We start from the raw sequence: 25,932 nt of genomic DNA on the forward strand, positions 1-25,932 counted from the left end.
GCGAGCGGGTTCGTTCTTTGGCGCGCCAAAGCCGGTCCGGACTCATACGGCTAGGTTGGATGGAAAGCGGCCGTCCGTTTTGCCCATCGGAACCGGCAGGCAGCGCCACAAGCGGAACATGGAACTGCTCCACAACAACGTCCGATTTGCTTGGTGAGCAGACCTCTGGTCCGCTAGAGTCCCAAGTCTCGACCGGGCTGCAGACTGAAAACCCGGAAAACGCTTATCTCATAGTAAGCTGATTGCAGCTGGAGCGCCTATGATGAAGCCGACCGGATCCACCGAGGCAGTGAGGATCGAGGACCTCGACGACGCGGGGCTGGTTGAACACGCGCGACTGCGTGACCCCGCCGCATTCTGGTTAATCATCAAGCGTCACAATCAGCGGCTTCACCGGGTCGCCCGCGCCGTCCTGAATGACGACACCGAGGCCGAGGACGTACTTCAGGAGACCTATATCCACGCCTTCACCCATCTGGCCGAATTCCGCGCGGAGGCGCGGCTGTCGACCTGGCTCACCCGGATCGCGCTGAACGAGGCGCTGGGACGCCGCCGGAAAAGGCGGCCTACCGTGGACGTGAAAGCCATCGAAGGCATGGCCGCTCCGTTCAGCGCCCACAAGCCTGATCCCGAAGAGGCGGCCGCTCTCGCTGAAATCCGCAGCCTCCTGGAGCGAGCCGTCGGTGGCTTGCCAGAGCCCTTTCGCATCGTCTTTGTCATGCGGGACGTCGAGGAAATGAGCCTTGAGGAAACGGCTTTTCTTTTGGCCTTGCGACCTCAGACAGTGAGTACCCGTCTTTATCGCGCACGCCGGCTGCTCCGCGAGGCGCTGGGGGACAAGCTCGCCACCGTGTTCACGGATACGTTTCTCTTCGCCGGCGCCCGTTGTGACCGCCTCGCGCAATCAGTCTTAGATCGGCTCGAAATCCGCCTGGTTCGAAAGGATACTCATCCGTTGAACACGGCGACTGAGCGCACGTAGGCGCCGTCCACGCCGAGATTACGCCGGCTCCTTTCGCGGGGCTGTTGTAGCAAGACGCGGGAATATTTTGGCGGCCCGGACCATCTAATCATCAGGCAAATGCACTCGGCGCCGCGGTGCTGACAGCGGCGTTGAATCAACAAACATAGGAGACCGCCATGCAGGGCGTACTTCACCTATCCCGGCGTCAGTCGCTTCAGGGACTTGTCGTACTCGGCGCCGGAGCGGCACTCGGCGGAATCGCATGGCCTTCTCCGGTATTGGCACAGGACATATCGGACGAGGACATTTTCCGCTTTGCGCTCAACCTCGAATATATGGAGGCTGAATACTACCTCCGCGGCACGACCGGAAAAGGCATCGACGCAGCCGATGCCGGTTCGAAACCCGGCGACGTCGTTGGTGGAAAGCAAGTATCGTTCGAGACGCCGGCCATCGGCGAATTCATGCAGGAAATCGCGGAAAACGAACTCGCGCACGTTCGCTTCTATTGCAAGACGCTTGGCGCCAACGCCGTTGACCGGCCCGCAATCGATTTCGATGCGGGGTTCAAGGCGGTCGCGGAAGCGGCTGGTCTCGGTACGGACTTCGATCCCTTCGGCAACGAAACGAACTTCGTTCTCGGCGGTATGCTGTTCGAGGATGTCGGCGTCACCGCCTATGCCGGTGCTGCGACAGTTCTGAAAAACAAGGACTTCCTCGCCGCCGCCGCAGGCATCCTGGCGGTCGAGGCGTATCACATGGGAATGGCCCGATCTACGCTGTACCGGAAGGGAGAGGAAGCCTGGAAGGCCGCCAACGCCGTCTCCGATGCCCGAGACAAAATCGACGGATCGGACGATAAGGACCAGGGCATCCAGGTGGACGGAAAAGCCAACATCGTTCCGTCGACGCCCGATGCGATCGCGTTCACCAGAACGCCGCAAGAGGTGCTCCGGATCGTCTACCTCACCGACAAGGACGGAGTGAGCAAGGGCGGCTTCTATCCGGAAGGGATGAACGGCACGCTGAAAAGCACCTGAGCCAGTTGCGACGAGTGACGATGCGCCGCAAACCGAACGGCCTGATATCGGCTGCTCTCGGAGAAAGACCATGAATAGAGATGATGATGTGAACCACGGATCGGCAGCTTCAAGCCGAGTGCTGTCTCGCCGCAATTTCCTGAAAGTCTCTGTGACCGGCGCGGCGCCCTACTCCGCCGGCCGCGTCTCCTCCAGCACGCTCTCCTCGTTGAACAGGAAGCCCCGGACTGCCGCTTCCACAGCCGCGCGTAGAGCCCGTCGAGCGCGACCGAGCGAAACTTCCGCTTTGGGTCATTCCTTCCGGTTTGAGAACGGGAAGGTTGCGCCCATCTCGGCCATTGCGCCGGCCCCTCCCATGTTCCAAAAGCGGACATCGCTAGTGTCGACATCACGGCCAAGGTTACGCCACTGCAGTCGGCTGCGAACGGCTCAGCATCGACCGCTATGAGATCCAATACGCGCCTTTGAGACAACGGCGATGGGCTACGGCGTGGCCGTCGAGGTAACGTTACCAGCCATGGGCGTTGGGCGACATCAGCTTGGACAATCGCTAACGTCGCCTTCTACGGGAAGGAAGAAGCGACGCCGTTCGCACGCGGTCAGTTCGCGTGGAACAGTTTGCTTCGCGAAATCGATGAGTTCCTGGGGTGTCTGAAAAGCCCGTATGACGCGAACGCCTTCATTATGGGATACAATGACTATCCTCGTTCCATCCGAATTAAAGGCCGCGCGCGTCAGGGCTGGTCGCTTGTTCTCCTCGTCCGGACTGACAAGTACTGCCATCTGGCGCCCCGATTGAGCTGCCCAAAGACGGACCGTGCGATCCTGGAATGAAGCCGTCACGACATAAACGCCATTGCCACTGAATTGCGCACTATTCACTCCGCCACTGTGTCCCCTTAGAACTGTTCTTTCCGTTCCTTCTGGGACGCCCCAGGTTCGTACGGTGCCGTCGCGTGAGGCAGTCAGCACGGACCGGCCGTCCTGGCTGAAGGACACTGTTGTCAGCTCGTTGCTGTGCCCTTTCAGGATCGCGACGGTGCGTCCGTCTTTGACCGACCAGATCCGCGCCGTGTGGTCGAGCGAAGCCGTGGCAACCAGTTGGCCATCCGGACTGAATGCCGCGCCGGTTATTGAGCGCTCGTGCCCGACCAGTTTCTTCAGTTCGGTCCCGTCGGGTTTCACCAGGTGTCCCGCGCTGCCGGTCGCAGCGAAGACGAGATCGCCATCCCGGTTGAAAACAACCTGCGGTAACGTCTCGCTTGAAGGGATGGTGGCGACTTTGGCGCCGCTCGCCGCGTCCCACACCAGGGCGGTACCGCGACCCGAACCCGCCGCCAGAAGGCTTCCCGCCGGGCTGAACTGAATATGACGCAGTCCAATGGGCGATTTGATGGTCGCGAGCTGACGTTTACTCGCAACATCCCAGACCAGAACTCGGCCGGCGAGCGATACGGTTGCGACCCGAGTTCCATCCGGGCTGAACGTCGCACTGTGGACGATCTCGCCTGTGTCGAACTTGGCAATCTCGCGTTCGGTCGTGACATCCCAAAGGTGTACTTCGGCGTCCCCGCCTCCAGTCAGAAGATGCACGCTATCGGGACTGAAGACCGCAAAGGTCGGTGGATATTCATGCAGCAGATTCGTCGTCAGAATCCCGTTGACGTCCCATAGGCGAGCGGTGCCATCGTGTGAAGCGGTGAGAAGAGTGTTGCTGTCGACCGGACTGAACTCCACGTGTTCGATCAAGGCATCATGGCCGGCAATGGTTGTGAACAGCGATGCTCGACCGACGTCCCAGATGCGTATCGGACCGTCGATGGCTGCGGTCACCAGGAGGCGATCGTCGGGGCTGAACGCGCTGTTCATTTCCTTGTCAGGGTCATAACCGATGTCAGCCAGTTTCAAGTTCGGGGTCTCCTGGCCAAGCACGTCAAGCAAGGTTCCCGACTTGCCGTCCCAAATCCGTGCGCTGCCATCGAGCGAGACCGTTGCGATCTGGCGGCCACCGTGACTGAAGATGACACCCTGCAGTTGGGTGTCGCTCTTGTGACCGGCCAGTCTGGCGATCTCAGTCCCGTTCCCAACGTCCCAAAGGGCGGGCAAACTACTGTATGAAATTGTGCCCAACGAGCCTACCAACAGCCGGCTTCCGTCGGGGCTGAATGTCAGCATGGATGCCCAAGTGCCTACATACCATTCATGGATCAGAGTGCCATCCGTGGCATTCCAGACGAAGACCTTCCGCGCTTGGGAAGTCGCAAAACTGCGACCATCCGGATTAAAGTCGGCCAATGCATCTCCAATGTCTGATGCACCTCCGGTGCTGCCTACGCTCAGGAGTTTCGTTCCCGTCCGAGCGTCCCAGAGTGACGCCTGAACGTCTAATCCCTCTGTCAGCACCCGCTCGCCGTTGGGATCGAACACAGCCGTAGGATAGGCGCCGGACGGCTCGAGCACAGCACGTTGCTCACCGGACGCAGCATCCCAGATGCGCGCGGTGCCGTCCCTTGCGGCCGTAATGACCCGGCGTCCGTCCGGACTGAATCCGACTCTCTCCACGGGTCCCCGATGGCCCTTCAAGACTGCAATCTCGGTACCTTTCGAGACGTCCCAAATGCGTGCCGTCTTGTCGTGGGACGCAGTGACAATGCGATCGCCCGTCCGATTGAAGACGGCCTGCGTCACTTCGGCGTCGTGTTTGAACACCATCGTCTGGCAGTGTGCCAGCAGAGCGTTGAAAAGTGCGGCCTCCGCTTCAAAGAGATGTGGTCGCGCAGGCTTCGCTCCGCTCTTCGGCAAGGCCTCCAGCGCCAACAGGATCGCGGTTTCCGTAACGCCGCTCGCTGCGGTTTGCTTTGAGAGAAGCGAGAGCGAAAGAGACTGGTTGCGGAGCGCCTGGTCTCGTGCTGCGAGGGCGTCCTTTTCGGCCGACCTCGCCTTGTCCGCGCTCTGTTCCGCCAACTCCGCTTGCCGCGTTGCTTCCTGTTGTCCTTTAAACCCGAAGAACGCGCCCGCGCAGGCTATGAGAGCCAATACGGTTGCCACGATCGCAGCGTAGCGTGTGCGTCGCGCGAGCCGGCCCGCTGCCGTGGCTGCGAGAGTACGGCGTTCGGCCTCGCGCTCCAGACGTTCAGCCTCTCGCTCGAGGCGTTCGCGTCTTGCAGCTTCAGCGGCCTCAATCAGTGCCCGCTCGCCTTGCCGGTCCTTCTCCTCCCGCTCGTTCTGGGCACGCGAAGAAGCCTCGATGTAGGCGATGACCTGATCGTCGACTTCTTCCCGTCTCGACTGCAGCAGTTCCTCGCCTTCGGCCAGACGCTTGCCGGATGGCAGGAGGAGTTCCTGGTTCCTGTTATCCAAATGCCAGCGATGGGCGTCAGCCGCGAGCCGAGCCCGCGTCTCGAGGAAGCTTCTGTTTGCATTGACAATGTCGCCGGCGCGCGGCCAGCGGCTCAACAAAGCTTCATGGGCCACGCGAACGAAGACGTGGCCTGCGGCATCCTCATCGCTGACGAGGAGGCGAGCGGCGACCAACGCCTCAACGAGAGCCAATCGCTGAGGCGTGCCCGTGACTTCCGCACGCAAGGCAGGACGTCCCGCAACGGCTTCATCACCCGGGCGCACCGTGGTAAGGGCACGCAACACGACTGGCAGCTCATCCTGGATGTCCGGCGGGAGCGCGTCGACGACTTCGTTGGCACGGCGCGCGATCGCCCCTTCGAGACCGCCAAGGGCCTGATACGCAGCAAAGGCCAAAATGCGCTGCTCCCGCCCCGCCTCGTACAGAGCGTCGAGCACAAATTCGAGAAGCGGCAAGGATCCGGGATCGGCAGCTGCGGCATGTTGCAGCACATCGTCGAGCCGCCCCCGATCGGGACTCTCCTCGAAACGCAGCCCGGCGGCGCTGGCCGGCTCGCGGATAATCTGGGCGATCTCAGGGCCGGACGGCGGCAAGAGCTCGTAGCTGCCGAGCCCATCCTTCAGCCCCGAGAAACCGGGGACTTCGCCGCAACGGTGAAAGAAATCCGATCTGATCGTCGCAATCACCCAAGCCAGTCCACTGCCGGCGAGCGCCGCGAGGAGCCGCACCAGCACTTCGCGCGACGCCGGGTCCTTCTCCGTCGTGAACAACTCCTCCATCTGATCGAGGGCAACTATCAGACGCAGTTGCGTAGGGACCGAACCTGCTGCGGCCGCAGCTTTGGCGTGGGCGTGGCGTATCAGCGCCAAAGCTCGATCAGACGAACTCCGACAGAGTCGAGCCAACGCTGCCGGTTCGCAGCCAAGCTCGGGGAGTGCGTCTTCCCGAAGCAGCCCCGCAGCCAATGATGTGACCGGATCAGACCCATCCGACGGGCGGACCAGACAGCGGCGCCAAAAATTGATGCCAGCCACTGCGCCGGGTCGAGTGATGGAAGGCAGCAGCCCTGCTCGAAGGAGAGAAGATTTGCCGGAGCCGCTCATCCCATAAATGAGCAGGAATGCCTTGCCCTTGGCAGCCTGCTGCTCGAGCCGTTCCAAGCAGGCAGCAGTGGCTCGAGCGCGGCCGAAGAAGAGATCAGCGTTTTCGAACTCGAAGGGGTTGAGACCTCGAAAAGGCGACGTGACCTGCTCCTCCGAGGCGAGTGGCACGCGGTAGGCGTGTACAGGCCGAGCGATGTTCTTCACCCTGTGCTCGCCAAGATCGACGAATTCGAGCGAGAGCCGATCGCGTGCCTGTGCGTAGACCGCTTCCGAAATGCACAATCCACCCGGGTGTGACAGCGCTTCCAGACGGGCAGCGACGTTCACACCGTCGCCCATGAGATTGTCGCCCTCTACGACGACATCGCCGAGATTTATGCCGATCCGAAAGCGCAGCCGGCTCACCTCGGAAAGCTCAGCATTTTGTTTGTCGACCTCGAATTGGATTTCGGTCGCGCACCGAACTGCTTCGACAGGGCTCGCGAACTCGGCGATGACGCTGTCCCCAGCGCTCCCGAATATCCGCCCCTCATGTTGCTCGATTACCCGGTCAATGATCTGACGATGCGCCCGCAGCGTCGCAAGCGTCCCTTCCTCGTCTCTGCCTGTCAGACGGCTATAGCCAACTGCGTCGGCAGCGAGGATGGTAGCCATTCTGCGATGAACGCGATCCAAGCCGGAACCCTCCCGCGATCTCGCAACATCCTAGTGGAAATGGTGCCTTTTGGGGAGGGGCGCCGAACTAACCGCAAGGGGTCCGCTTCCGCCGTGCAACCAGACATCCCGCCTGTGTGGCGGCAATGACTGCGTTGGGTCAACTTATTCCGCAGCGCGAGCGAATCTGGACGACTGGAAAAGGTCGAAATCGGTATTTTCGTCTTCGGTGCCATCAGATTTTCAACACTCTTGTCTATTTCGCGCCGAGCCTGGCCAGCACGGCTTTTGGAATATTGTATTCCCGGATCACCGCGTCGTGCTTGCGCAAGCCGCACAATTCGCGCTGGATGAAGTAGGCGTGCACCGCCTCGGCCGCGTCCTTGAGCAGCCGGGCACGATGTTCGCCATCGTCGCCATGTTCACGCAATCTCGCCAGCGTTTCATCCACGCGCCGGCCGGCGCGGCCGAGCGCCGCCGCCTTTTCGCCGAGGATTTCATGGCCGAGCAGGTCGAGCGCGCTCTCCTGCGCCCCCGGCCGTCCGAAATTCGATGGCATTCGCACCGACATGATTCACTCCGGTTTTGCTGAAATCTGGCCCTACTCCGCCGGCCGCGTCTCCTCCAGCACGCTCTCCTCGTTGAACAGGAAGCCGCCGGACTGCCGCTTCCACAGCCGCGCGTAGAGCCCGTCGAGCGCGACCAACTCGTCATGCGTGCCTTGCTCGACGATGCGGCCGCTGTCGAGCACCACCAGGCGATCGAGTGCGGCGATGGTCGACAGCCGGTGCGCGATGGCGATGACCGTCTTGTTCTCCATCAGCCGCGCCAGATTTTCCTGGATGGCCGCCTCGATGTCGGAATCGAGCGCCGACGTCGCCTCGTCGAGTATCAGGATCGGCGCGTCCTTGAGGAAGACGCGGGCGATCGCCACGCGCTGGCGCTGGCCGCCCGACAGTTTCACGCCGCGCTCGCCGACAAAGGCCTCATAGCCCTGGCGATCGCGATTGTCGCGCAAGTCGAGGATGAAGTCGTGCGCCTCGGCCTTCTTCGCGGCCGCGATCACCTCGGCGTCGGTTGCTTCCGGCATGCCGAGCTTGATGTTGTCGCGCAAGGAACGGTGGAAAAGCGCGGTATCCTGGCTGACGACGCCGATGTTGGCGCGCAGCGAATTCTGCGTCACCTTTGAGACGTCCTGGCCGTCGATGGTGATCTTGCCGCCCTCGAGGTCGTAGAGGCGCAGGATCAGATTGGCCAGCGTCGTCTTGCCGGCGCCGGACGGCCCGACCAGTCCGACCTTCTCGCCCGGCCGCACGACAAGGTCGATGCCGTTGAGCACGCCGAACCCCTTGCCATAGTGGAACTCGACCTTCTTCACGTCGATCCGGCCGCCGGTCACGACAAGCTCCCTGGCGTCGGGTGCGTCGGTCAGGCCGAGCGGCTGCGAGATCAGCGCCTTCGAGTTTTCCAGCACGCCGAGATTGCGCAGGATGCCGTTGAGCTGCATCATCAGCCGGACGAGCAGCATGTTGAGCCGCAGCACCAGTGACAATGTGAAGGCGACGGCGCCGACGGTGATCGATCCTTCGACCCAGAGATAGACGGCAAAACAGGCGATCGCGGTGATCATGATCCCCGACAGCGTCGTCAGCGCCATGCGCACGCCGGTCAGCCTGCGGGTGAACGGGCGCAGCGCGTCGAGATAGATATCGAAACCGCTCCTGATGTAACGGTCGTCGCCGTCGGCGGAGAACAGCTTCAGCGTCTGCACGTTCGAGTAGGAATCGACGATGCGGCCGGTGATCATCGAACCGGCCTCTGCGGTTGCCTCGGCATGCTTGCGGATCGCCGGCAGATAGCTCTTGGCCAGCCAGCCGAAGGCGGTGATCCAGATCACCACCAGCACCGCCAGCCTGAGATCGAGGCCGGCGACCAGAACCAGCGTCGTCACCGTATAGACGACCATGAACCAGACGACCTCGATGAAACTTTGCATCAAATCGCCGGTCGCTTGCCCGGCCTGCCAGACTTTTGTCGCGATGCGGCCGGCGAAATCGTTTTGGAAGAAGGCGTAGGACTGGCGCGAGACATGGCGGTGCGCCTGCCAGCGCACCAGATTGTAGAAGCCGGGGGTGATCGTCTGCTCGTCGACCAGCGCCGCCAGGCCGACGACGATGGTGCGGGCGATCAGCACCACGGCGGCCATGAAGACAAGCTCGGGACCGGCGGCGGTCCACAGCGCGTCCCAGCTGCGCTCGCCGGGGAGTTGGTCGAGAATGTCGACCAGCCTGCCGACGAAGTAGAACAGTCCGGCTTCGACCAGCGGTGCAATGCCGCCGATGACCAGCATGGCGAAGAAGGCGACCTTCGCCTGGCCGACATAGTGCCAGAGGAAACCGCTGACGCTGACCGGTGGCCGAAGGCCCGCGGGCTCCCTGAACGGATAGACCCAGTTCTCGAACCAGCGATAGACGGCAATCATCATTCTGGTGCCATCATTCTGCGGCCCATCATTCTGCTGCCCTTCATTCTGCGGCTTGACCCCTAACGATGGCATCGTTGGCGGCCGCACCCTCGTCGAGCAGGAAGCCGCCCGACTGACGCTGCCAAAGCTGCGCATAGAGCCCGCCGCTGGCGACGAGTTCCTCATGCGAGCCTTCCTCGATGACGCGACCCTTGTCCATGACGACGAGCCGATCCATCGCCGCGATGGTCGAGAGCCGGTGCGCTATGGCGATGACGGTCTTGCCTCGCATGAGCTTGTAAAGGTTCTCCTGGATCGCCGCCTCGGCCTCCGAATCCAGCGCAGACGTCGCCTCGTCGAGGATGAGGATCGGCGCGTCCTTCAGCATAACACGGGCAATCGCGATGCGTTGCCGCTGCCCGCCGGACAATTTGACGCCGCGATCGCCGACATGCGCATCGAAACCCGTGCGGCCACTGGCATCCGAAAGCTTTGATATGAAATCAAGCGCCTCAGCGCGGCTTGCTGCCTCGACCAGCATCTCGTTGCTGGCGTCCGGTCGGCCATATAGGATGTTCTCGCGCACTGAGCGATGCAGCAGCGAGGTGTCCTGCGTGACCATGGCGATCTGGGCGCGCAGCGAATCCTGCGTCACCGCCGCGATGTCCTGGCCGTCGATCAGGATCCGGCCAGCTTCAAGGTCGTAGAAGCGCAACAGAAGGTTGACCAGCGTCGACTTGCCGGCGCCCGAGCGGCCGACGATGCCGACCTTTTCGCCCGGCTTCACCGTCAGCGACAGGCTTTCGATCATGCCTTTTTGCTTGCCGTAGTGGAAGCGGATGTCCTCGAAACGGATCTCGCCCTTGGTCACGACAATGTCCTTGGCGCCAGGCCTGTCTTCGACGACGCGCGGTAGCGAGATCGAGCTGATGCCGTCCTGCACCGTGCCGATATTCTCGAAGAGGGTGGACATCTCCCACATGATCCATTGCGACATGCCCCAGAGCCGAAGAACGAGCCCTATGACCAGGGCGACGGCGCCGATCGTCACTACCTGGCCGAGCCACAGCCACAGCGAGATCGCAGTGACCGAAAACAACAGCAGTGAGTTCAGGACGTAGAGCAGGCCATAGAGCTGCGTCACCAGCCGCATCGACCGGTAGACCGTATCGAGAAAGCCGGCCATGCCTTCCCGGGCGAAGGACGCCTCGCGCCGCGCATGCGAGAACAGCTTGACCGTCTGGATGTTGGAGTAGCTGTCGACGACGCGGCCGGTCATGGTCGAGCGCGCGTTGGCCTGCTCCTCGCCGACCTTGCCCAATCGCGGGATGAAATAGCGCAGGAGCAAGACATAGCCGGCAAGCCAGACGGCAAGCGGTGCCGCCAGCCGCCAGTCGGCCGAGCCGACAATGAACAGCATGCCGAGGAAATAGACCACGACATAATTGAGCACGTCGATGAGCTTGATGACGCATTCGCGCACGGCGAGCGCCGTCTGCATCAGCTTGGTCGCGATGCGTCCGGCGAACTCGTCCTGGTAGAAGGCCATCGACTGCTTGAGCAAATAGCGATGCACCTGCCAGCGGATACGCATCGGATAGTTGCCCATCAGCGTCTGCTGGTTGAGGAGCGCATGGAACCAGACCGTCGCCGGCAGCGCGAACACCACGATGAAAGCCATGCCGGCGAGCTTCCAGCCCTCGGTCTGCAGGAATGTCTCGCGATTCTGCGCCGACAGCCAGTCGACGATCCGGCCCATGAAGCCGAACATCCACACCTCGGCAAGGGCGATAGCCGTCACCAGCATCGCATCGATCGCGATGTAGGGCCAGGCGCCGCGCGTATAGTGGACGCAGAAGGCGATCAGCGTCTTCGGCGGCTCGACCGGCTCCTCGACAGGGAACGGATCGAGCCTTGTTTCAAACCAGCGGAACATTGTCTTGGTACTCATGTGCTTGTTTTCGCTCACGCGGCGCGAGAACGCTTAGCGTCCTGGGAGCGCATGGCGTCATGGGATCGCGTGGCGGCAAGGACCGGCGTCCCGGAATCACCCGGGCCGCCGATCCTGCTCCGCGCAATATAGGATGTCGCGGGCTTTTCGCCGACAGGCTCGTTTGATGATCCTGACAGCGCTGTCTCGACGACCCGGAGTTTCGCGCCGGTTTTTGCGCCAGGGCGGATCAGCCTGATGATCCGGCGCACCAGCGACGGGCGGCTGCGGTCGGGAACCGCGCGCGAGAAATCCACGTCCGGCAGCATGCCGCGATGCGGGCGCCGGCGGGTTTCGGCGTGAACCGCCGACGAGTAGGTTTCGCCGACCAGAAGCGCCCATGTCGCCATCCTGCGCTCGTGCAGGTTTCTCGAGCCGGGAATCTTGCAGGGATCGAACATCGGTCCGTCCTCCATGTGAAAATAGGGAAAAAGTCCGGCCGGTTCGCGGGCGAATGGCGGGCGAAAGGCGGGGCCAGCGAAGGCAGGGATTGAATAGAGGCGTGTTCAGGTGGGGCGTTCAGCCCCTTCGACAGCTTGAAAAACATCGCAGGATTCCTTCGAAGACCGAAAAAAAGTTTCGGCGGGAGTCGGTGCGATCGAAGTCTAAAGCGTCAGGATAATCGTCGTACCGAAACCGCCGGCAGGCTGGTAAGCCCACATGAGGGGCGCTGGATGTGCATGATCATCATGAATTACCCCTCCATCGGTTCGGGTTGACAATGCCCGGCGTATAACCGACTTCGCAGAAAATGACCACCCGCCAGTCCAGCAATTTCCAAAACCGCGCGACCCCTGTGGCCGATCTGCCACGGATCAAAATGGCGTGGAAATGAACAACCGTCTCCGCATCGCGCTCTACCAGCCGGATATCGCCGGCAACACCGGGACAATCCTGCGCTTCGCGGCTTGCCTCGGTCTCGGCGTCGACATCATCGAGCCGGCCGGCTTCCCGCTCTCCGACCGGGCGCTGAAACGGGCCGGCATGGACTATCTCGAAATGGCGGCGCTGACCCGGCATGTCGACTGGCACGCCTTCGAGAACTGGCGCAGAGGCGAAGCGCGGCGGCTGGTGCTGCTGTCGACCAGAGCCGCGACCGCCTACACCGATTTCGCCTTCACCGACGCCGACATTCTTTTGTTCGGCCGTGAATCCGCAGGCGTGCCGGATCCTGTCCACGAGGCGGCGGATGCGCGACTGGTCATCCCGATGCAGCCGGGCGCGCGCAGCATCAACGTCGCGCTTTCCGTCGCCATGGTGGCCGGCGAGGCGATCCGGCAGCTCGCATAGGATTTGCAGACCCTCAGTGGGGGCAGCGATTATAGCCGCTTTCTGGCCGACGACTGCACCGTCTCTCGTCATTCTCACCCAGGCGCACATCGCCTTCTCCTGCGGTTTGCATATCACAGGTTTCTTCGTTACAAGCTCAACTTAACTTGAGGTCAAGCGGAAAATTCGAATGGCTGCGGCAACGGAATTGACAGTCGGCCAGGTGGCGACGCGCAGCGGGGTGGCGGTGTCGGCGCTGCATTTCTATGAGGCGCGCGGACTGATCCGCAGCCACCGCACATCAGGCAACCAGCGGCGCTACGGCCGCGACGTGCTGCGGCGGGTGGCGATCATCAAGGTGGCACAGGAGGTCGGCATCTCGCTGGCCGAGATCGGCGAGGCATTGGCATCCCTGCCTGAAGGCCGCACCCCGACGCGCGAGGATTGGAATTTGCTTTCAACCGCCTGGCGTGACCAACTCGACCAGAAGATTGCCCAGCTGAAAAAGCTGCGCGACGGGTTGACCGACTGCATCGGCTGCGGCTGCATGTCGATCGACAGATGCCCGTTGCGAAACAAGGAAGACCGGCTGAGCGCCCAAGGCCCGGGCGCAAGGCGGTTGTTGGTCACTCGCTAATCCGCCGCGGGCAATCGCCTGATGGTGAATTCGATGACGTCGCCCGGCCGCTCGAACCAGCTTTCGATCTCGGTCCAGTACGCCTGCTTGGGAAAACGCTCGAACCATTCCTTCGCCTTGAGCCGCGCATCGGAGCGCGGCAGGACGAAGGTCTCGCGCAGGAACCCGTCGCGCGGCATGCGCTCGCGCTCGGCACGCGAACGGTCGAGCCTCTTCTTCAGGCCATCCAGCGGCGGTCTTGCCGGGGTGCGCACGAAAGAACTCCATTCACACTTGACCCTTGCACCTAAGAGATTAGGGATCGCTGCCGGAAAAGACGAGTCATTTGTCGGGGTGCGCGCCCCACAACCGGAGACAGCATTTGGAACGACCCGAAATACCGGCGGGGCTGCCGGCCGACATCGAGCAGAAGAAGATGAAGGCGCGGCTGTGGTTCGAGACGTTGCGCGAGCGCATCTGTGCCGCCTTCGAGCAGATCGAGCTGGACCTGCAGGGGCCGCAGGCTTCATGGTCGCCCGGCCGCTTCGAAAAGACGCCGTGGGAGCGCGACGCCGGCAAGGGCGGCGGCGGCACCATGTCGATGATGCGTGGCCGCGTCTTCGAAAAGGTCGGCGTCCACACCTCGACGGTCCATGGCGAGTTCTCGCCGGAGTTCAGGAAGCAGATGCCGGGCGCCGAGGAAGACCCGCGCTTCTGGGCAAGCGGCATTTCGCTGATCGCCCATCCGTGGAACCCCAACGTGCCGGCCGTGCACATGAACACGCGCATGGTCGTCACCTCGCGCCAGTGGTTCGGCGGCGGCGCCGACCTGACGCCGGTGCTCGACCGTCGCCGCACCCAGGAGGACCCGGACACGGTCGCCTTCCACCGCGCCATGCAATTCGCCTGCAATAAGCACGCTGGCGTCGCCGACTATGCGAAATTCAAGGCCTGGTGCGACGAGTATTTCTATCTGCCGCACCGCAATGAACCGCGCGGCACCGGCGGCATCTTCTTCGACTGGCTGCATTCGGACGAGGACAGAGGCGGCTGGAACGCCGATTTCAACTTCGTCCAGGATGTCGGGCGATCTTTTCTCGTCGTCTACGGGCATCTGGCGCGGGCCAATTTCAACGACAACTGGACCGACGGCGACCGCGAAGAACAGCTCATTCGCCGCGGCCGCTATGTCGAATTCAACTTGCTTCACGATCGCGGCACCATCTTCGGGCTGAAGACCGGCGGCAACGTTGCCGCGATCCTGTCCAGCCTACCGCCAGAGGTGAAATGGCCGTAAAATCTCGGTGAGTCGGACGTGAGCCGCAATCAGGTCCAATTCGCAGGATTTTGGCGGCGAATGTGGCGCGCAGAATATCTTTTTCGTCTAATATCCACTTGAAAAAACAGGACTATTTTTCGTTCCGGGCCGGGAAACGCCGGCGGTTCTCGCCTCCCTGGAACCGCGACCCGACGCGACCGGACGGCCCATGATTGAGTGGGGCACCTTCCCAAGATTGTGCCCTCATTTTCCAGGAGAGCATGCCATGCGCAAGCTTATTATGTCGTTTGCGGCTGCTGCCGTTCTTGCCTCTGGTGGCGCTGCCTTCGCAGCGGTCAAGCACACCACGGGCACGGTCAAGACCTACGATGGAACGGCGATGAGCCTTGTTCTGGATAACGGATCTACCTTTACGCTGCCCAAGGCCTTCAAGAATCCTGGCCTGAAGGCCGGCGAAAAGGTCCGCGTTTCGTGGGACATGAGCGGCAAGCACAAAATTGCCGAGGCAGTCAGGATCGTCAAGTGATCGGCTGCCCGCTGGAGCAAGACGAGGTCTTGCCTCCGGGGTAGCGTCAAGAGGGCGGAGCAGCGATGCTCCGCCTTTTTCGGTCCGTGCGGCAACCAAAAACCATCCGATCGTGTTATGCTGGTTCGGCCAGCGCATGACCCGAAAACCGAACCGGTTTCCGACAGAGATCATGCGTCGATCAAAGGTGCTGGGAGCTCCGTGTCAGAGCAGATGCGGCGCCCGAGGAGGAAAAGGGAGAAATCCGATGAAGGAATTCCACTGCGGCTCGCTCGTTCCGGGTTGTGACTGGCATACGCGCGCCGACGAGGAAGCCGAGATCATGCGGCGCGCCGTCGAGCATATGCGTGAGACGCATGGCGAGACGATCATTCGCGAGACGATGATCGAAGCGATCCGTTCGCGCATCGAAAAGGCTCGCGACGCGGCCTGATTGCCTAATTTTCGAGTGCTTCTGCGGCGCGCTCGAGAAGTGCGCCGCGATCCAGCGCAAAGCCGGATTCGATCCACTCGTTTTCGAGATTCTTCAGGGTTGCACCGAGTTTCGGCCCGGGCGACGCGCCAAGCCTCGTCAGATCGGCGCCCTTCAGCGGAAAGTCGGGCTTTTTCCATTTTGCGGCAAAGGCCAGCAGCCGCGAAAAGCCGCCAGCTTCGAGCAGCGCGTCGTTGTCCTCGACCGCTCGGGCTCGAGCGGAAGCGAGCGACAGCCGCAAGCGATCGTCAATGCCTTGACGATCGCCGCGATAGAGCCGTTTTGCGAGTTCCGCTTCGGTCGTCTTCGGCTCGACGGGCGCCGTCAGCGCCCACTGCCTGAGACGACCGGCGTCGCTGACGGAGAACCTCAGCCGCTCGGCGAGCGTCTTCATCCGCGCGGCGTCCGGCGGCACGATCGCTTCCAGCCTGAGCAGCGGGTCCGGCGTCCAGCCGAGATCCTTCTCGGCCCTGGTCAGCGCATGGATCGCATCGATGCCCCATTTCTCGCTCTCCGGCAGAACGCTGGTGAGCACGCCCGCCTGGCGCATCCACAGCATGGCGCGCGATGGATCGGGGGCCGACAGCAGCTTCTTCAGTTCGGACCAGACGCGCTCGACCGAGAGTTGGCCAAGCCCCTGCTTGAGCCGGGCGCAAGCCTTCAGCCCTTCGGCATCCGGCCGGCCGTCGCCATACCAGGCGAAGAAGCGGAAAAAGCGCAGGATGCGCAGATAATCCTCGCGGATGCGCGCCTCCGGATCGCCGATGAAGCGCAACCGGCGCGCCTCGATATCGGCAATGCCGCCGACCAGGTCGACGATCGTGCCGTCGGCCTCGGCATAGAGCGCGTTGATGGTGAAATCGCGCCGTTCCGCATCGGCCTTCCAGTCGCGCCCGAACAACACCTTGGCCCGCCGTCCGTCGGTCTCGATGTCGGCGCGCAGCGTGGTCACCTCGAACGGCTTCCCGCCGGCGACAATCGTAATGGTGCCGTGCTCGAGGCCGGTCGGCACGGCCTTGAAACCCGCCGCCTCGGCGCGGCGGATGGTTTCATCAGGCAGGCAAGTGGTGGCGATATCGACGTCGGCGACCGGCTGGCCGATGAGCGCATTGCGCACCGCACCGCCGGCGACGCGCGCCTCCTCGCCGCCATCCGCCAAAGCCGCCAGCAGGCGCTGCAAATGCCGTTCCCCGAGCCAGTCGGCTTTGCCCGCGAGCGACATCCGACCGCTCACGTATAGAGCCTTTCATAGAGGGTGCGGATGATGCCCGCGGTGACGCCCCAGATGCGTTGTCCGTCATAGGGCATTTCGTAGAAGACCCATTCGAGATCGTTCCACATGCGGCTGTCGCGGCCGTGGTTGGCCGGGTCCATCAGAAAGCGCAGCGGCACTTCGAAGGCGGCGTCGACCTCCTCGGAATTCAGCGTCAGTGAAAAATCCGGCCGCACTATTCCCAGCACCGGGGCGATCCGGTAGCCACTGCCGGAGACGTAATCGGGCATGCGGCCAATGATCTCGACCCGGTCCTGGCTGAGCCCGATCTCCTCGAATGTCTCGCGCAATGCCGCCGCCTCCGGGCTCGGGTCGGTAGGATCGATCGTGCCTCCGGGAAAGGCCACCTGCCCCGAATGGTTGCGCAGCTTTTCCGCCCGCTTGGTCAGCAGAACCGTGGCGTCGCGTCCGTGATCGACCACCGGGATCAGCACGGCGGCATCGCGCAGCGCCTTTGCGAGCTTCAAACGCGGATGTCCAGGGTTGAAGCGATGGTCGCCATAATCGTCGGCGGCATGCGCCAGCGGCTGCGCCGCGACGCGGGCGCGAAAATCCGCGGCCGAAAACGGCGCCCCCGTCACCTGGTCCATAGCGTCACCTGGTCCATAGCGTCACCTGGTCCATCATGCCCCAATCCGGCTTGCGCTGGCCGTTTGGCTGCCCGATCATGCGCTCAGCCGCTGCAGTTTTCCGCCGGCATGATCGGATAGACCGCACCCTTTGAACGGACGGCAAACATCCTTCGGCCGCCGACCTCGATCTCCTCGCCATGCTCGACCAGTTCATACATGACCGGCCGCGCCACCAGCGCCTCCAGCCGTCCGCGCACCAGCACATAGGGTTTCAGGCCGCCGGTCGCGTCCTCGTCGACAAAGCGCAGCGGACGCTCCGGCCCGGCCTCGACCACATCGCCGACATTGGTACGAAAGGTGATGACTTGGCCATCGCCGGTGCCGCAAACATCCATTTCGACGGCGATGAACGGCGCGTCGACGACGCGGATGCCGACCTTTTCCACCGGCGTCACCAGATAGGTCCGGCCGTCTTCGTCCTTGCGCAGCACGGAGGAAAACAGCTGCACCAGCGGCATGCGGCCGATCGGCGTGCCCTGGTAGAACCAGGTGCCGTCCTGTCTGATCTCCATGTCGAGATCGCCGCAAAAGGCCGGATTCCAACGATCCACCGGCGCCGGCCCCTTGCCAGCGCGGGCGGCACGCGAGATCAGCGCCTCCAGTCCGCGCGCCTCGGTCGCGGTCGTCAAACTTCCTTCACGATCGTCGGCGCGTTCTGTCATGGTCACGAAATAGTCACTGTTGTTCCGCTTGTCAGCCTAAGTCTGTGATTTAAGTTCAAAGACAGGCGCCACGTGAGGCCGAATCGCGGCACTCTGTGGCGTCGAAGCTGCAAGCCGGTATTTCCAACGAGAAGGATCGATGCTGCATGAGCGTGATGATCAAGGAAAGCCCGATCAGCGAAAAGGACATGATCGCCCAGGCCGAGACGGCGCTGGCCGACATTTCCAGGGTTCGCGAGGGCGTCGGCCGCGTCATCTTCGGCCAGGAAAGCGTCGTCGAACGCACGCTGGTGGCGCTGCTCGCCGGCGGCCACGCGCTGCTGGTCGGCGTGCCCGGCCTCGCCAAGACCAAGCTGGTCGAGACGCTGGGCATCGTGCTCGGCCTCGATTCCCGCCGCATCCAGTTCACGCCCGACCTGATGCCGTCCGATATTCTCGGCTCCGAGGTGATGGAGCAGGACGAATTCGGCAAGCGCTCGTTCCGCTTCATCTCCGGGCCGATCTTCGCGCAGCTGCTGATGGCCGACGAGATCAACCGCGCCTCGCCGCGCACCCAGTCGGCGCTGCTGCAGTCGATGCAGGAATACCACGTCACCATTGCCGGTGTCCGCCACGACCTGCCGGCGCCCTTCCACGTGCTGGCGACGCAGAACCCGCTGGAGCAGGAAGGCACCTATCCGCTGCCCGAGGCGCAACTTGACCGTTTCCTGATGCAGGTCGATATCCTCTATCCTGAAATCGATGCGGAGCGCCGCATCCTCCTGGAGACCACCGGCATCGAGGACGCCAAGGCGCAGAACGTGCTGCAGCCGGCGCGGCTGAAGGAGATCCAGACCCTCATTCGCCGCATGCCGGTGCCGGAAAGCGTCGTCGAGGCGATCCTCCAGCTGGTGCGCTCGGCGCGCCCCGGCCAGGGCAATGCCGAGACCGACAAGCACGTCGCCTGGGGCCCGGGCCCGCGCGCCAGCCAGTCGCTGACACTGTGCGCCCGCGCCCGCGCCCTCTATGACGGACGGCTGGCGCCGTCGATCGACGATATCAGAGCGCTGGCCGAGCCGGTGCTGCAGCACCGCATGGCGCTGACCTTTGCCGCCCGTGCTGAGGGCACGACCGTGCGCGACGTGGTGGCGAAACTGGCAAAAGGCATCTGATGGCGCGTATAGGCGAGGCCCAGGCACCGGCGGCGAGGCGTGACGCGCTCGCCCGCGGCCGGTTGCGGGCGTCGCTGGTGCCGGACCTGCTGGTCGAGGCGCGCCGCATCGTCAACACGGTGATCGCCGGCTGGCACGGCCGCCGCAAGCGCGGCATCGGCGAGAATTTCTGGCAATTCCGGCCCTATGTCGAAGGCGATTCGTCACGCATCGACTGGCGCCGTTCGGCTCGCGACGACCACATCTATGTGCGAGACCGCGAATGGGAGGCCGCCCATACGGTGTGGCTGTGGGCAGATCCCTCGCCTTCGATGCTCTACAAATCGACCGGCGCCACCGTCTCGAAGGAGTCCCGCGCGCTGGTGCTGGCGCTGGCCATGGCCGAGCTTCTGTCGCGCAGCGGCGAGCGCATCGCCTGGCCCGGGCTGACCGATCCGTTCACCGCCCGCAACGGCGCCGAGCGGATCGCAGCACAACTCAGCCATGCCGGCGAACTGCCGGCAAAGCCCGACCTGTCCGCAATCCGCCGCTTCTGCGACATCGTCATCGTCAGCGACTTCCTCGATCCGGTCGAGGAGACCATCGCCTGGCTTGACGTGCTCGCCCGCCACGGCGTGCGTGCCCATCTGATCGAGGTCGCCGACCCGGCCGAGGAGAGATTCCCCTATGCCGGCCGCACCGAATTCACCGATCCCGAAACCGGCGACAAGCTGACCGCCGGCCGCGCCGAAACGCTGGGCGATGACTACCGACTGCTTTACATCGCCCGCCGCCAGGAACTGACCGACTGGTGCAAGCGCCTAGGCTGGAGCTTTACCGTCAACCACACCGACCGCCTCGCCTCCGATGCCTTGGTGCGTGTCCACATGGCGATGACCGTCGATGGCAGCTCAGCCGGGAGGATCCGCGCATGAGCTGGCTGCCGCTCTCCTTCGGGGCGCCGATGGTGCTGTGGGGGCTCCTGGCCCTGCCGGTGATCTGGTGGCTTTTGCGGTTCACCCCGCCCAAGCCGCAGACCGAAATCTTCCCGCCGCTGAAGATCCTGGCCCGCGTGCTGAAGCGCGAGGAGACGCCGCAACAGAGTCCGTGGTGGCTGACGCTGCTCAGGCTGCTGATGGCGGCCCTTATCGTTGCGGCGCTGGCCGAACCTGTCTTCAACCCGCGTGAAAGACTGCCGGCCGAGGGCGCCGCGCTTGCGCTGGTCATCGACAATGACTGGGCAAGTGCCGCCGACTGGGCCCAGCGCGTCGCCACTGCCGAACGGCTGATCGCCGATGCCAGCTCTAACGACGTGCCTGTCATCATCGCCTTCACCGCCGAGAAGCCGAATGCCGAGATCGGTCCCTTCGACGCCGCCACCGCGCTCGACCGGCTGCGCGCGGGAAAGCCGCGGCCGATCCCGACCGACCGGCCGGCCGTCTACGCCCGCGTCGCGGCAACCCTGGAGAGCTTGCCGGGCGCCAGCGTCGCCGTGCTCGCCGACGGTCTGGCGGCGGAAGGCGACGAGGCCGCCTTCAACACGCTTCTGTCGAAGAACGCCGCCCGTGTCGTCTGGGCCGCTTCCGACCGGCCTGGCTTGATCGGCCTGACCGGCGCCGACAACCAGGTGGACGGCTTCGAGCTGACCGCCATCCGCGTGCCGGGCGATCCGGCGCCGGCTCAGGTGACTGCCGGCGCCTTCGACGACAAGGGCCGCCGCATCGCCGACGCCACGCTGACCTTCTCACCGGGCGAATCCACCGCCACCGGCACGATGGCGGTGCCTTTCGAGCTGCGCAACGACTTCGCCTCGATCGCGATCGACGGTCAGCGGCAGGCCGGCGCCGTCCGCGTGCTCGACGAGAGTTCCAAGCGCCGCCGCGTCGGACTGCTGTCGCAGGCCGAAGCCGACCAGGCGCAGCCGCTTCTGTCGCCGCTGTACTACATCCGCCGCGCGCTGCAGCCCTTCGCCGATCTGGCCGAGCCGTCGAGCGCCGACCTTGCCGACGCCATCCCGCAGCTCCTCGACCAGAAGCCGGCGATGATCGTCATGGCCGATGTCGGCACCATTCCGCAACAGGTGCGGCAAAGGCTGGTCGACTGGGTCGACAATGGCGGCACGCTGGTGCGGTTCGCCGGCTCGCGGCTGGTCGCCGCCGGCAATGACGACGACCTGCTGCCGGTCAGGCTGCGCACCGGCGAGCGCTCGCTCGGCGGCGCGCTGTCGTGGACGACGCCGCAGCCGGTCACCGATTTTCCGAAGACCGGCCCCTTCGCCGATCTCGCTCCGCCCGCCGAGGTCACCGTCACCAGGCAGGTGCTGGCCGAGCCGACGCCCGATATCGTCGAGCGCAGCTGGGCCACGCTTGCCGACGGCACGCCGCTGGTGACCGGGATGAAGAAGGGCAAGGGCACGCTCGTCCTGTTCCATGTCACGCCGGAGGCGACCTGGTCGAACCTACCGATCTCCGGCAGCTTCGTCGAGATGCTGCGCCGCATCGTGCAACTGTCGCGCAACCAGGGTGCGGCGGTCGCCAATGCAGAAGCCGCCGCCGCCTCGCTCGCGCCCTACCGCATGATATCAGCCGACGGCACGCTCGTGCCGCCGACGCCGGATGCACGGCCGCTGGTGCCGGGCGCCGGCCCGCTGCCGGTGACGTTCGAGAACCCGCCTGGCCTCTACGGCTCCGACACCGGCGTCCTCGCCCACAATCTGCTCAATGCCGAAAGCAGCTTCGCGCCGCTGGTGCGTCCTCAGATCACCGTGCCGGTTACCACCATCCAGTACGCTTTCGACGAATCGCACAATTTGAAGGGCCCGCTGGTGGCGGCAGCTCTCCTGCTGATGGTGCTCGATACGCTGGCGGTGTTCTGGATGGGCGGCCTGTTCTCGCGCCGGCCGCGCCGCACCGGCACTGCCGCAACCACCGCCGCCCTGCTGATTGCGCTCGGCGCCCTGGTCGGCCACACCGACATCGCCCGCGCCGACGATGCTAAACCCGGTGATGAGCGGGCGATCGAGGACATTTCGAAGACCCGGATCGCCTATGTGCAGACCGGCGACCGGAGCGTCGACTCGATCAGCCAAGCCGGGCTGGAGGGCCTGACCCGCTTTCTGATCGAGAAGACCGCGCTCGAGCCGGGGGCGCCGGCCAGTGTCGATATCTCGAAGGACCAGCTTGCCTTCTATCCGCTGATCTACTGGCCGATCGACCCTGCCGCACCGATGCCGAGCCAGGCCGCGATCGCCCGCGTCGACGCCTATATGCAGCAGGGCGGCACGGTGCTGTTCGACACGCGCGACCAGTTCGCCACCGGCATCGGCGCAGAGCAGGCCAGCCCTGCGACGGAGCGGCTGCGCGACATCCTCGGCAACCTCAACGTGCCGGCGCTGGAGCCGGTGCCGTCGGACCATGTGCTGACCAAATCCTTCTACATCCTGCCTGATTTTCCCGGACGCTTCGCTGGTGGCCCGCTCTGGGTCGCGGCGTCACTTGAAGCCAGCAACACAGAGAACCGCCCGGTACGCACCGGCGACGGCGTCTCGCCGATCATGATCACCGCCAATGATTTCGCCGGCGCCTGGGCGGTCGACGAGAATGGCGACCCGCTTTTACCGACCGTGCCGTCGGATCCGATGCAGCGCATTTATGCCCTGCGCGCCGGCGTCAACATCATGATGTACATGCTGACCGGCAACTACAAATCCGATCAGGTGCATGTGCCGGTTCTGCTCGAACGGCTGGGGCAGTAAGCCATGAACTTGTCGCTCGCCTTCGAACCGCTCATCTCCTGGCCGCTGCTCGGCCTGGTGCTGGCGCCGCTGTTGCTGCTGGCATTGGTCGGCCTGTGGTTCCGCCAGCGCGGCGCGGTCTTCCGTTTTGCCGCTCTGCTGGCGCTGACTGCGGCCCTGCTCAACCCGGTGTTGCTCGACGAAGAGCGCGAGGCGCTGAAAAGCGTCGTCGCCGTCGTCGTCGACCGCAGCCAGAGCCAGGACATTGGCGAGCGCACCAAGCAGACCGACGAGGCGCTGGCCGGGCTTCAGCAGCGCCTCGGCCGCTTCAAGCAGTTCGACGTCCGCGTCGTCGAGGCCGGCAAGTCGGAAGCCGCCGAGGAGCGCACCGAAACGCGGCTTTTCGGGGCGCTTGAGAGCGCTTTCCGCGACGTGCCGCCTTCGCGCATCGGCGGCGCCATCATGATCACCGACGGCGAGGTGCATGACGCCCCAGGCGGCACGCCCGACTTCAACGCCCCGCTGCACGCGCTGATCACCGGCAACGACCAGGAAAAGGATCGCCGCATCCGCTTCGAGAATGCGCCGCGCTTCGGTCTGGTCGGCAAGCCGCTCGAAATGACCTATCGCGTCATCGGCACCAACAACGAGGCCAGCTCGGTCGATGTGCGCGTCTCGGTCAATGGCGAGCAGGTTTCGGTCGAGCGCGCCACCATCGGCCAGGCCATGCCGCTGCAGGTGACCATTCCCGGCGCCGGCCGCAACATCGTCGAACTCGCCATCGATCCCGAGCCCGACGAACTCACCGACACCAACAACCGCGCCATCGCGCTGATCGACGGCATCCGCGAGAATTTGCGCGTGCTGCTGGTCTCCGGCGAACCGCATGCCGGCGAACGCACCTGGCGCAATTTGCTGAAATCCGACGCCTCGGTCGATCTTGTCCACTTCACCATTCTGCGGCCGCCGGAAAAGCAGGACGGCACGCCGATCAACGAATTGTCGCTGATCGCCTTCCCGACGCGCGAGCTGTTCGTCGAGAAGATCAAGGATTTCGACCTGATCATCTTCGACCGCTACCAGCACCGCGACGTGCTGCCGATCCTTTATTACGACTACATCGCCGAATATGTCGAAAAGGGCGGCGCGCTGCTGATCGCGGCAGGACCCGAATATGCCGGCGAAAGCTCCATCGCCCGCACGCCTTTGATGTCGGCGCTGCCGGCGATGCCGACCGGCGAAGTCGTCGAAAAGGCCTTTTATCCGCGCCTCACCGAGCTCGGCCAGCGCCATCCGGTGACGCGCGGGCTTGACGGCTCCGCCACCGAGCCGCCGCACTGGAGCCGCTGGTTCCGCACCATCGGCGTCGAGAACCCCGGGGGCGAGGCGGTGATGAAGGGCGCCGACAACCGTCCGCTGCTGCTGCTCGACCGCAAGGGTGAAGGCCGCGTCGGCATGTTCTTGTCCGACCAGGGCTGGTTGTGGGCGCGCGGCTTCGAGGGCGGCGGCCCGCATGTCCAGCTCTATCGCCGCATCGCCCACTGGCTGATGAAGGAGCCCGAACTCGAGGAGGAGCGGCTGACCGCCGACGGCCGCGGCATGATGCTGGAAATCCGCCGCCAGACGATGAGCGACGATCCCGGCCCGGCGCAGATCATCACCCCGTCCGGCAAGGCGATGACCGTCAAGCTCGAGAGAGCCGAACCCGGCGTCTTCCTCGGCAGCATCGAGACCAGCGAGATCGGCCTCTATCAGGTCGGCAATGGCGACCTGAAAGCGCTTGCCCATGTCGGCCCGGTCAATGCGCCGGAATTCACCGACGTCGTCTCCACCGAGAACCGGCTGAAAGCGCCGGCCGAGGCCACCGGCGGCAGCGTGCGCCGGCTGGCGCCATCTTCGGCGCTTGGCAATCTCGCCGGCGGCGTGACGCTACCCTCGGTCGTCCCGGTCCGCTCCACGGGCGCCGCGGCCGGCAACGACTGGATCGGCCTGCGCACCACCGACGACAGTGTGCTGAAGGCCGTCTCGCGCGTGCCGCTGTTCGGCGGGTTCCTCGGCCTCGGCCTGCTGCTGCTGGCATTGGGCTCGATGTGGTACCGCGAAGGGCGGTAGCGCAGCGGTTTATCCTTCTCCCCTTGTGGGAGAAGGTGGCCTCGCGAAGCGAGGTCGGATGAGGGGTGTTCCAGCTTGGCATCGACGGCACTCCGTCCAGCACCCCTCAACCGTCTTGTCGCTCCGCGACAATCCGCCTTCTCCCACAAGGGGAGAAGGGAAAAGACTACTCCTCCGGTTCCGTCGTGAACATCAGCGGGTAGCCCTTGGCCTTGCCGGCATCGGTCGCCCGTGTCGCCTTGGTCTCGGCGACGTCCCTGGTGAAGACGGCGACGACGCAGACGCCGCGCTGGTGCGCGGTGATCATCACCCGCCGCGCCTGATCTTCGCTCAGCTTGAATTCGCCCTTGAGCACCGTCACCACGAACTCGCGCGGCGTGAAATCGTCATTGAGAAGGATGACCTTGTAGAGCTTCGGCCGTTCGATTTGCGGCTTCGTTTTGGTGCGGGGTTTGGTGACGATCTCAGGCATTGGAACCGGCAACTGCGCGGAAGAATTTCGCGCTTATTCTGGCATAGGCAAAAGCGATCGTCCATTTTGAGCCGCGCCCAAACCGCCTTCCCGGCGGGCGCGGCCGTTCACAAGTCTGTGCCCATGCGATTGACGAAATCCGTGACGGCAGCCAATCTCCCCCGCGGGGGAGATGTGCGG

20 protein-coding genes and 1 pseudogene are annotated in these 25,932 nt (G+C 64.0%); 11 read left to right on the forward strand and 10 right to left on the reverse strand.

What is annotated here, in order from left to right:
- Positions 1–259: 259 nt before the first annotated feature.
- Together NMG80_RS21565 and NMG80_RS21570 are read left to right on the forward strand one after the other, a co-directional pair.
- Positions 260–982 (forward strand): RNA polymerase sigma factor, encoded by a 723-nt coding sequence (locus tag NMG80_RS21565; RefSeq protein ID WP_254019989.1) that lies wholly within the window; start codon positions 260–262, stop codon positions 980–982.
- 158 nt (positions 983–1,140) lie between these two features.
- The gene (locus NMG80_RS21570; RefSeq protein WP_254019990.1) at positions 1,141–2,004 is read left to right on the forward strand and encodes a ferritin-like domain-containing protein; all 864 of its coding nucleotides are present in this window, start codon (positions 1,141–1,143) and stop codon (positions 2,002–2,004) included.
- A gap of 534 nt (positions 2,005–2,538) precedes the next feature.
- On the opposite strand, the gene NMG80_RS21575 is transcribed toward NMG80_RS21570, so the two are convergent.
- From NMG80_RS21575 to NMG80_RS21595, 5 genes are all read right to left on the reverse strand, one after another.
- Positions 2,539–7,122: an nSTAND1 domain-containing NTPase gene (locus NMG80_RS21575; protein ID WP_254019991.1), complete on the reverse strand. Its 4,584-nt coding sequence runs from the start codon at positions 7,120–7,122 to the stop codon at positions 2,539–2,541.
- Positions 7,123–7,378: 256 nt separating this feature from the next.
- Positions 7,379–7,693: a DUF6665 family protein gene (locus tag NMG80_RS21580; protein ID WP_254019992.1), complete on the reverse strand. Its 315-nt coding sequence runs from the start codon at positions 7,691–7,693 to the stop codon at positions 7,379–7,381.
- A gap of 30 nt (positions 7,694–7,723) precedes the next feature.
- Positions 7,724–9,607 (reverse strand): ABC transporter ATP-binding protein, encoded by a 1,884-nt coding sequence (locus tag NMG80_RS21585; protein ID WP_254019993.1) that lies wholly within the window; start codon positions 9,605–9,607, stop codon positions 7,724–7,726.
- Positions 9,608–9,647: 40 nt separating this feature from the next.
- A complete protein-coding gene (locus NMG80_RS21590; RefSeq protein ID WP_254020043.1) occupies positions 9,648–11,522 on the reverse strand; it encodes an ABC transporter ATP-binding protein in 1,875 nt (624 codons plus the stop codon).
- Positions 11,523–11,551: 29 nt separating this feature from the next.
- Positions 11,552–11,977 (reverse strand): hypothetical protein, encoded by a 426-nt coding sequence (locus NMG80_RS21595; protein ID WP_254019994.1) that lies wholly within the window; start codon positions 11,975–11,977, stop codon positions 11,552–11,554.
- A gap of 430 nt (positions 11,978–12,407) precedes the next feature.
- Here NMG80_RS21595 and NMG80_RS21600 point away from each other — a divergent pair, with 430 nt between their 5' ends.
- Together NMG80_RS21600 and soxR are read left to right on the forward strand one after the other, a co-directional pair.
- Entirely contained in the window at positions 12,408–12,866 is a 459-nt protein-coding gene (locus NMG80_RS21600; protein ID WP_254019995.1) for a tRNA (cytidine(34)-2'-O)-methyltransferase, read from the forward strand.
- 169 nt (positions 12,867–13,035) lie between these two features.
- Entirely contained in the window at positions 13,036–13,482 is a 447-nt protein-coding gene (gene soxR, locus NMG80_RS21605) for a redox-sensitive transcriptional activator SoxR (protein ID WP_254019996.1), read from the forward strand.
- Here the strand turns inward: soxR and NMG80_RS21610 are convergent.
- Complete coding sequence (locus NMG80_RS21610; RefSeq protein ID WP_006202578.1) at positions 13,479–13,736, reverse strand: hypothetical protein; 258 nt, start codon at positions 13,734–13,736, stop codon at positions 13,479–13,481. The two genes, soxR and NMG80_RS21610, sit on opposite strands and share 4 nt — an antisense overlap.
- A 107-nt stretch (positions 13,737–13,843) precedes the next feature.
- Here NMG80_RS21610 and hemF point away from each other — a divergent pair, with 107 nt between their 5' ends.
- The 3 genes from hemF to NMG80_RS21625 all read left to right on the forward strand — a co-directional run bounded on the left by hemF (position 13,844) and on the right by NMG80_RS21625 (position 15,699).
- On the forward strand, positions 13,844–14,758 hold the full coding sequence (gene hemF, locus NMG80_RS21615; RefSeq protein WP_254019997.1) for an oxygen-dependent coproporphyrinogen oxidase: 915 nt from the start codon (positions 13,844–13,846) through the stop codon (positions 14,756–14,758).
- A 247-nt stretch (positions 14,759–15,005) separates the two neighbouring features.
- On the forward strand, positions 15,006–15,266 hold the full coding sequence (locus NMG80_RS21620) for a DUF1344 domain-containing protein (protein WP_254019998.1): 261 nt from the start codon (positions 15,006–15,008) through the stop codon (positions 15,264–15,266).
- Between the two features lie 247 nt (positions 15,267–15,513).
- Complete coding sequence (locus NMG80_RS21625) at positions 15,514–15,699, forward strand: DUF1059 domain-containing protein (RefSeq protein WP_023799945.1); 186 nt, start codon at positions 15,514–15,516, stop codon at positions 15,697–15,699.
- A 4-nt stretch (positions 15,700–15,703) separates the two neighbouring features.
- Here the strand turns inward: NMG80_RS21625 and NMG80_RS21630 are convergent, their stop codons facing one another.
- The 3 genes and pseudogenes from NMG80_RS21630 to NMG80_RS21640 all read right to left on the reverse strand — a co-directional run bounded on the left by NMG80_RS21630 (position 15,704) and on the right by NMG80_RS21640 (position 18,305).
- Positions 15,704–16,960: a CCA tRNA nucleotidyltransferase gene (locus NMG80_RS21630; RefSeq protein WP_254019999.1), complete on the reverse strand. Its 1,257-nt coding sequence runs from the start codon at positions 16,958–16,960 to the stop codon at positions 15,704–15,706.
- 8 nt (positions 16,961–16,968) lie between these two features.
- Positions 16,969–17,601 (reverse strand): CoA pyrophosphatase, encoded by a 633-nt coding sequence (locus NMG80_RS21635; protein WP_254020000.1) that lies wholly within the window; start codon positions 17,599–17,601, stop codon positions 16,969–16,971.
- 75 nt (positions 17,602–17,676) lie between these two features.
- Positions 17,677–18,305, reverse strand: a pseudogene (locus NMG80_RS21640) (DUF1285 domain-containing protein).
- Positions 18,306–18,451: 146 nt separating this feature from the next.
- On the opposite strand from NMG80_RS21640, the gene NMG80_RS21645 reads away from it, so the two are divergent.
- Genes NMG80_RS21645 through NMG80_RS21660 form a run of 4 tightly spaced genes read left to right on the forward strand, consistent with a single transcriptional unit; the run spans position 18,452 to position 25,280 of the window.
- Complete coding sequence (locus NMG80_RS21645; protein WP_254020001.1) at positions 18,452–19,456, forward strand: AAA family ATPase; 1,005 nt, start codon at positions 18,452–18,454, stop codon at positions 19,454–19,456.
- Complete coding sequence (locus NMG80_RS21650) at positions 19,456–20,370, forward strand: DUF58 domain-containing protein (protein ID WP_254020002.1); 915 nt, start codon at positions 19,456–19,458, stop codon at positions 20,368–20,370. Before NMG80_RS21645 ends, NMG80_RS21650 begins: the two co-directional genes overlap by 1 nt.
- Positions 20,367–23,189, forward strand: a complete 2,823-nt coding sequence (locus NMG80_RS21655; protein WP_254020003.1) for a DUF4159 domain-containing protein — start codon at positions 20,367–20,369, stop codon at positions 23,187–23,189. The genes NMG80_RS21650 and NMG80_RS21655 overlap by 4 nt, the downstream gene beginning before the upstream one ends.
- A 3-nt stretch (positions 23,190–23,192) precedes the next feature.
- Complete coding sequence (locus tag NMG80_RS21660) at positions 23,193–25,280, forward strand: hypothetical protein (RefSeq protein WP_254020004.1); 2,088 nt, start codon at positions 23,193–23,195, stop codon at positions 25,278–25,280.
- 166 nt (positions 25,281–25,446) lie between these two features.
- Here NMG80_RS21660 and clpS read toward each other — a convergent pair whose 3' ends face one another.
- Positions 25,447–25,752 carry an ATP-dependent Clp protease adapter ClpS gene (gene clpS / locus NMG80_RS21665; protein ID WP_029349886.1) on the reverse strand — a complete coding sequence of 102 codons (306 nt, stop codon included), beginning with the start codon at positions 25,750–25,752 and terminating at the stop codon, positions 25,447–25,449.
- Between the last annotated feature and the right edge of the window lie 180 nt (positions 25,753–25,932).

Origin of the sequence: Mesorhizobium escarrei, from assembly GCF_935825525.1 — a bacterium.
Classification (GTDB): domain Bacteria; phylum Pseudomonadota; class Alphaproteobacteria; order Rhizobiales; family Rhizobiaceae; genus Mesorhizobium; species Mesorhizobium escarrei.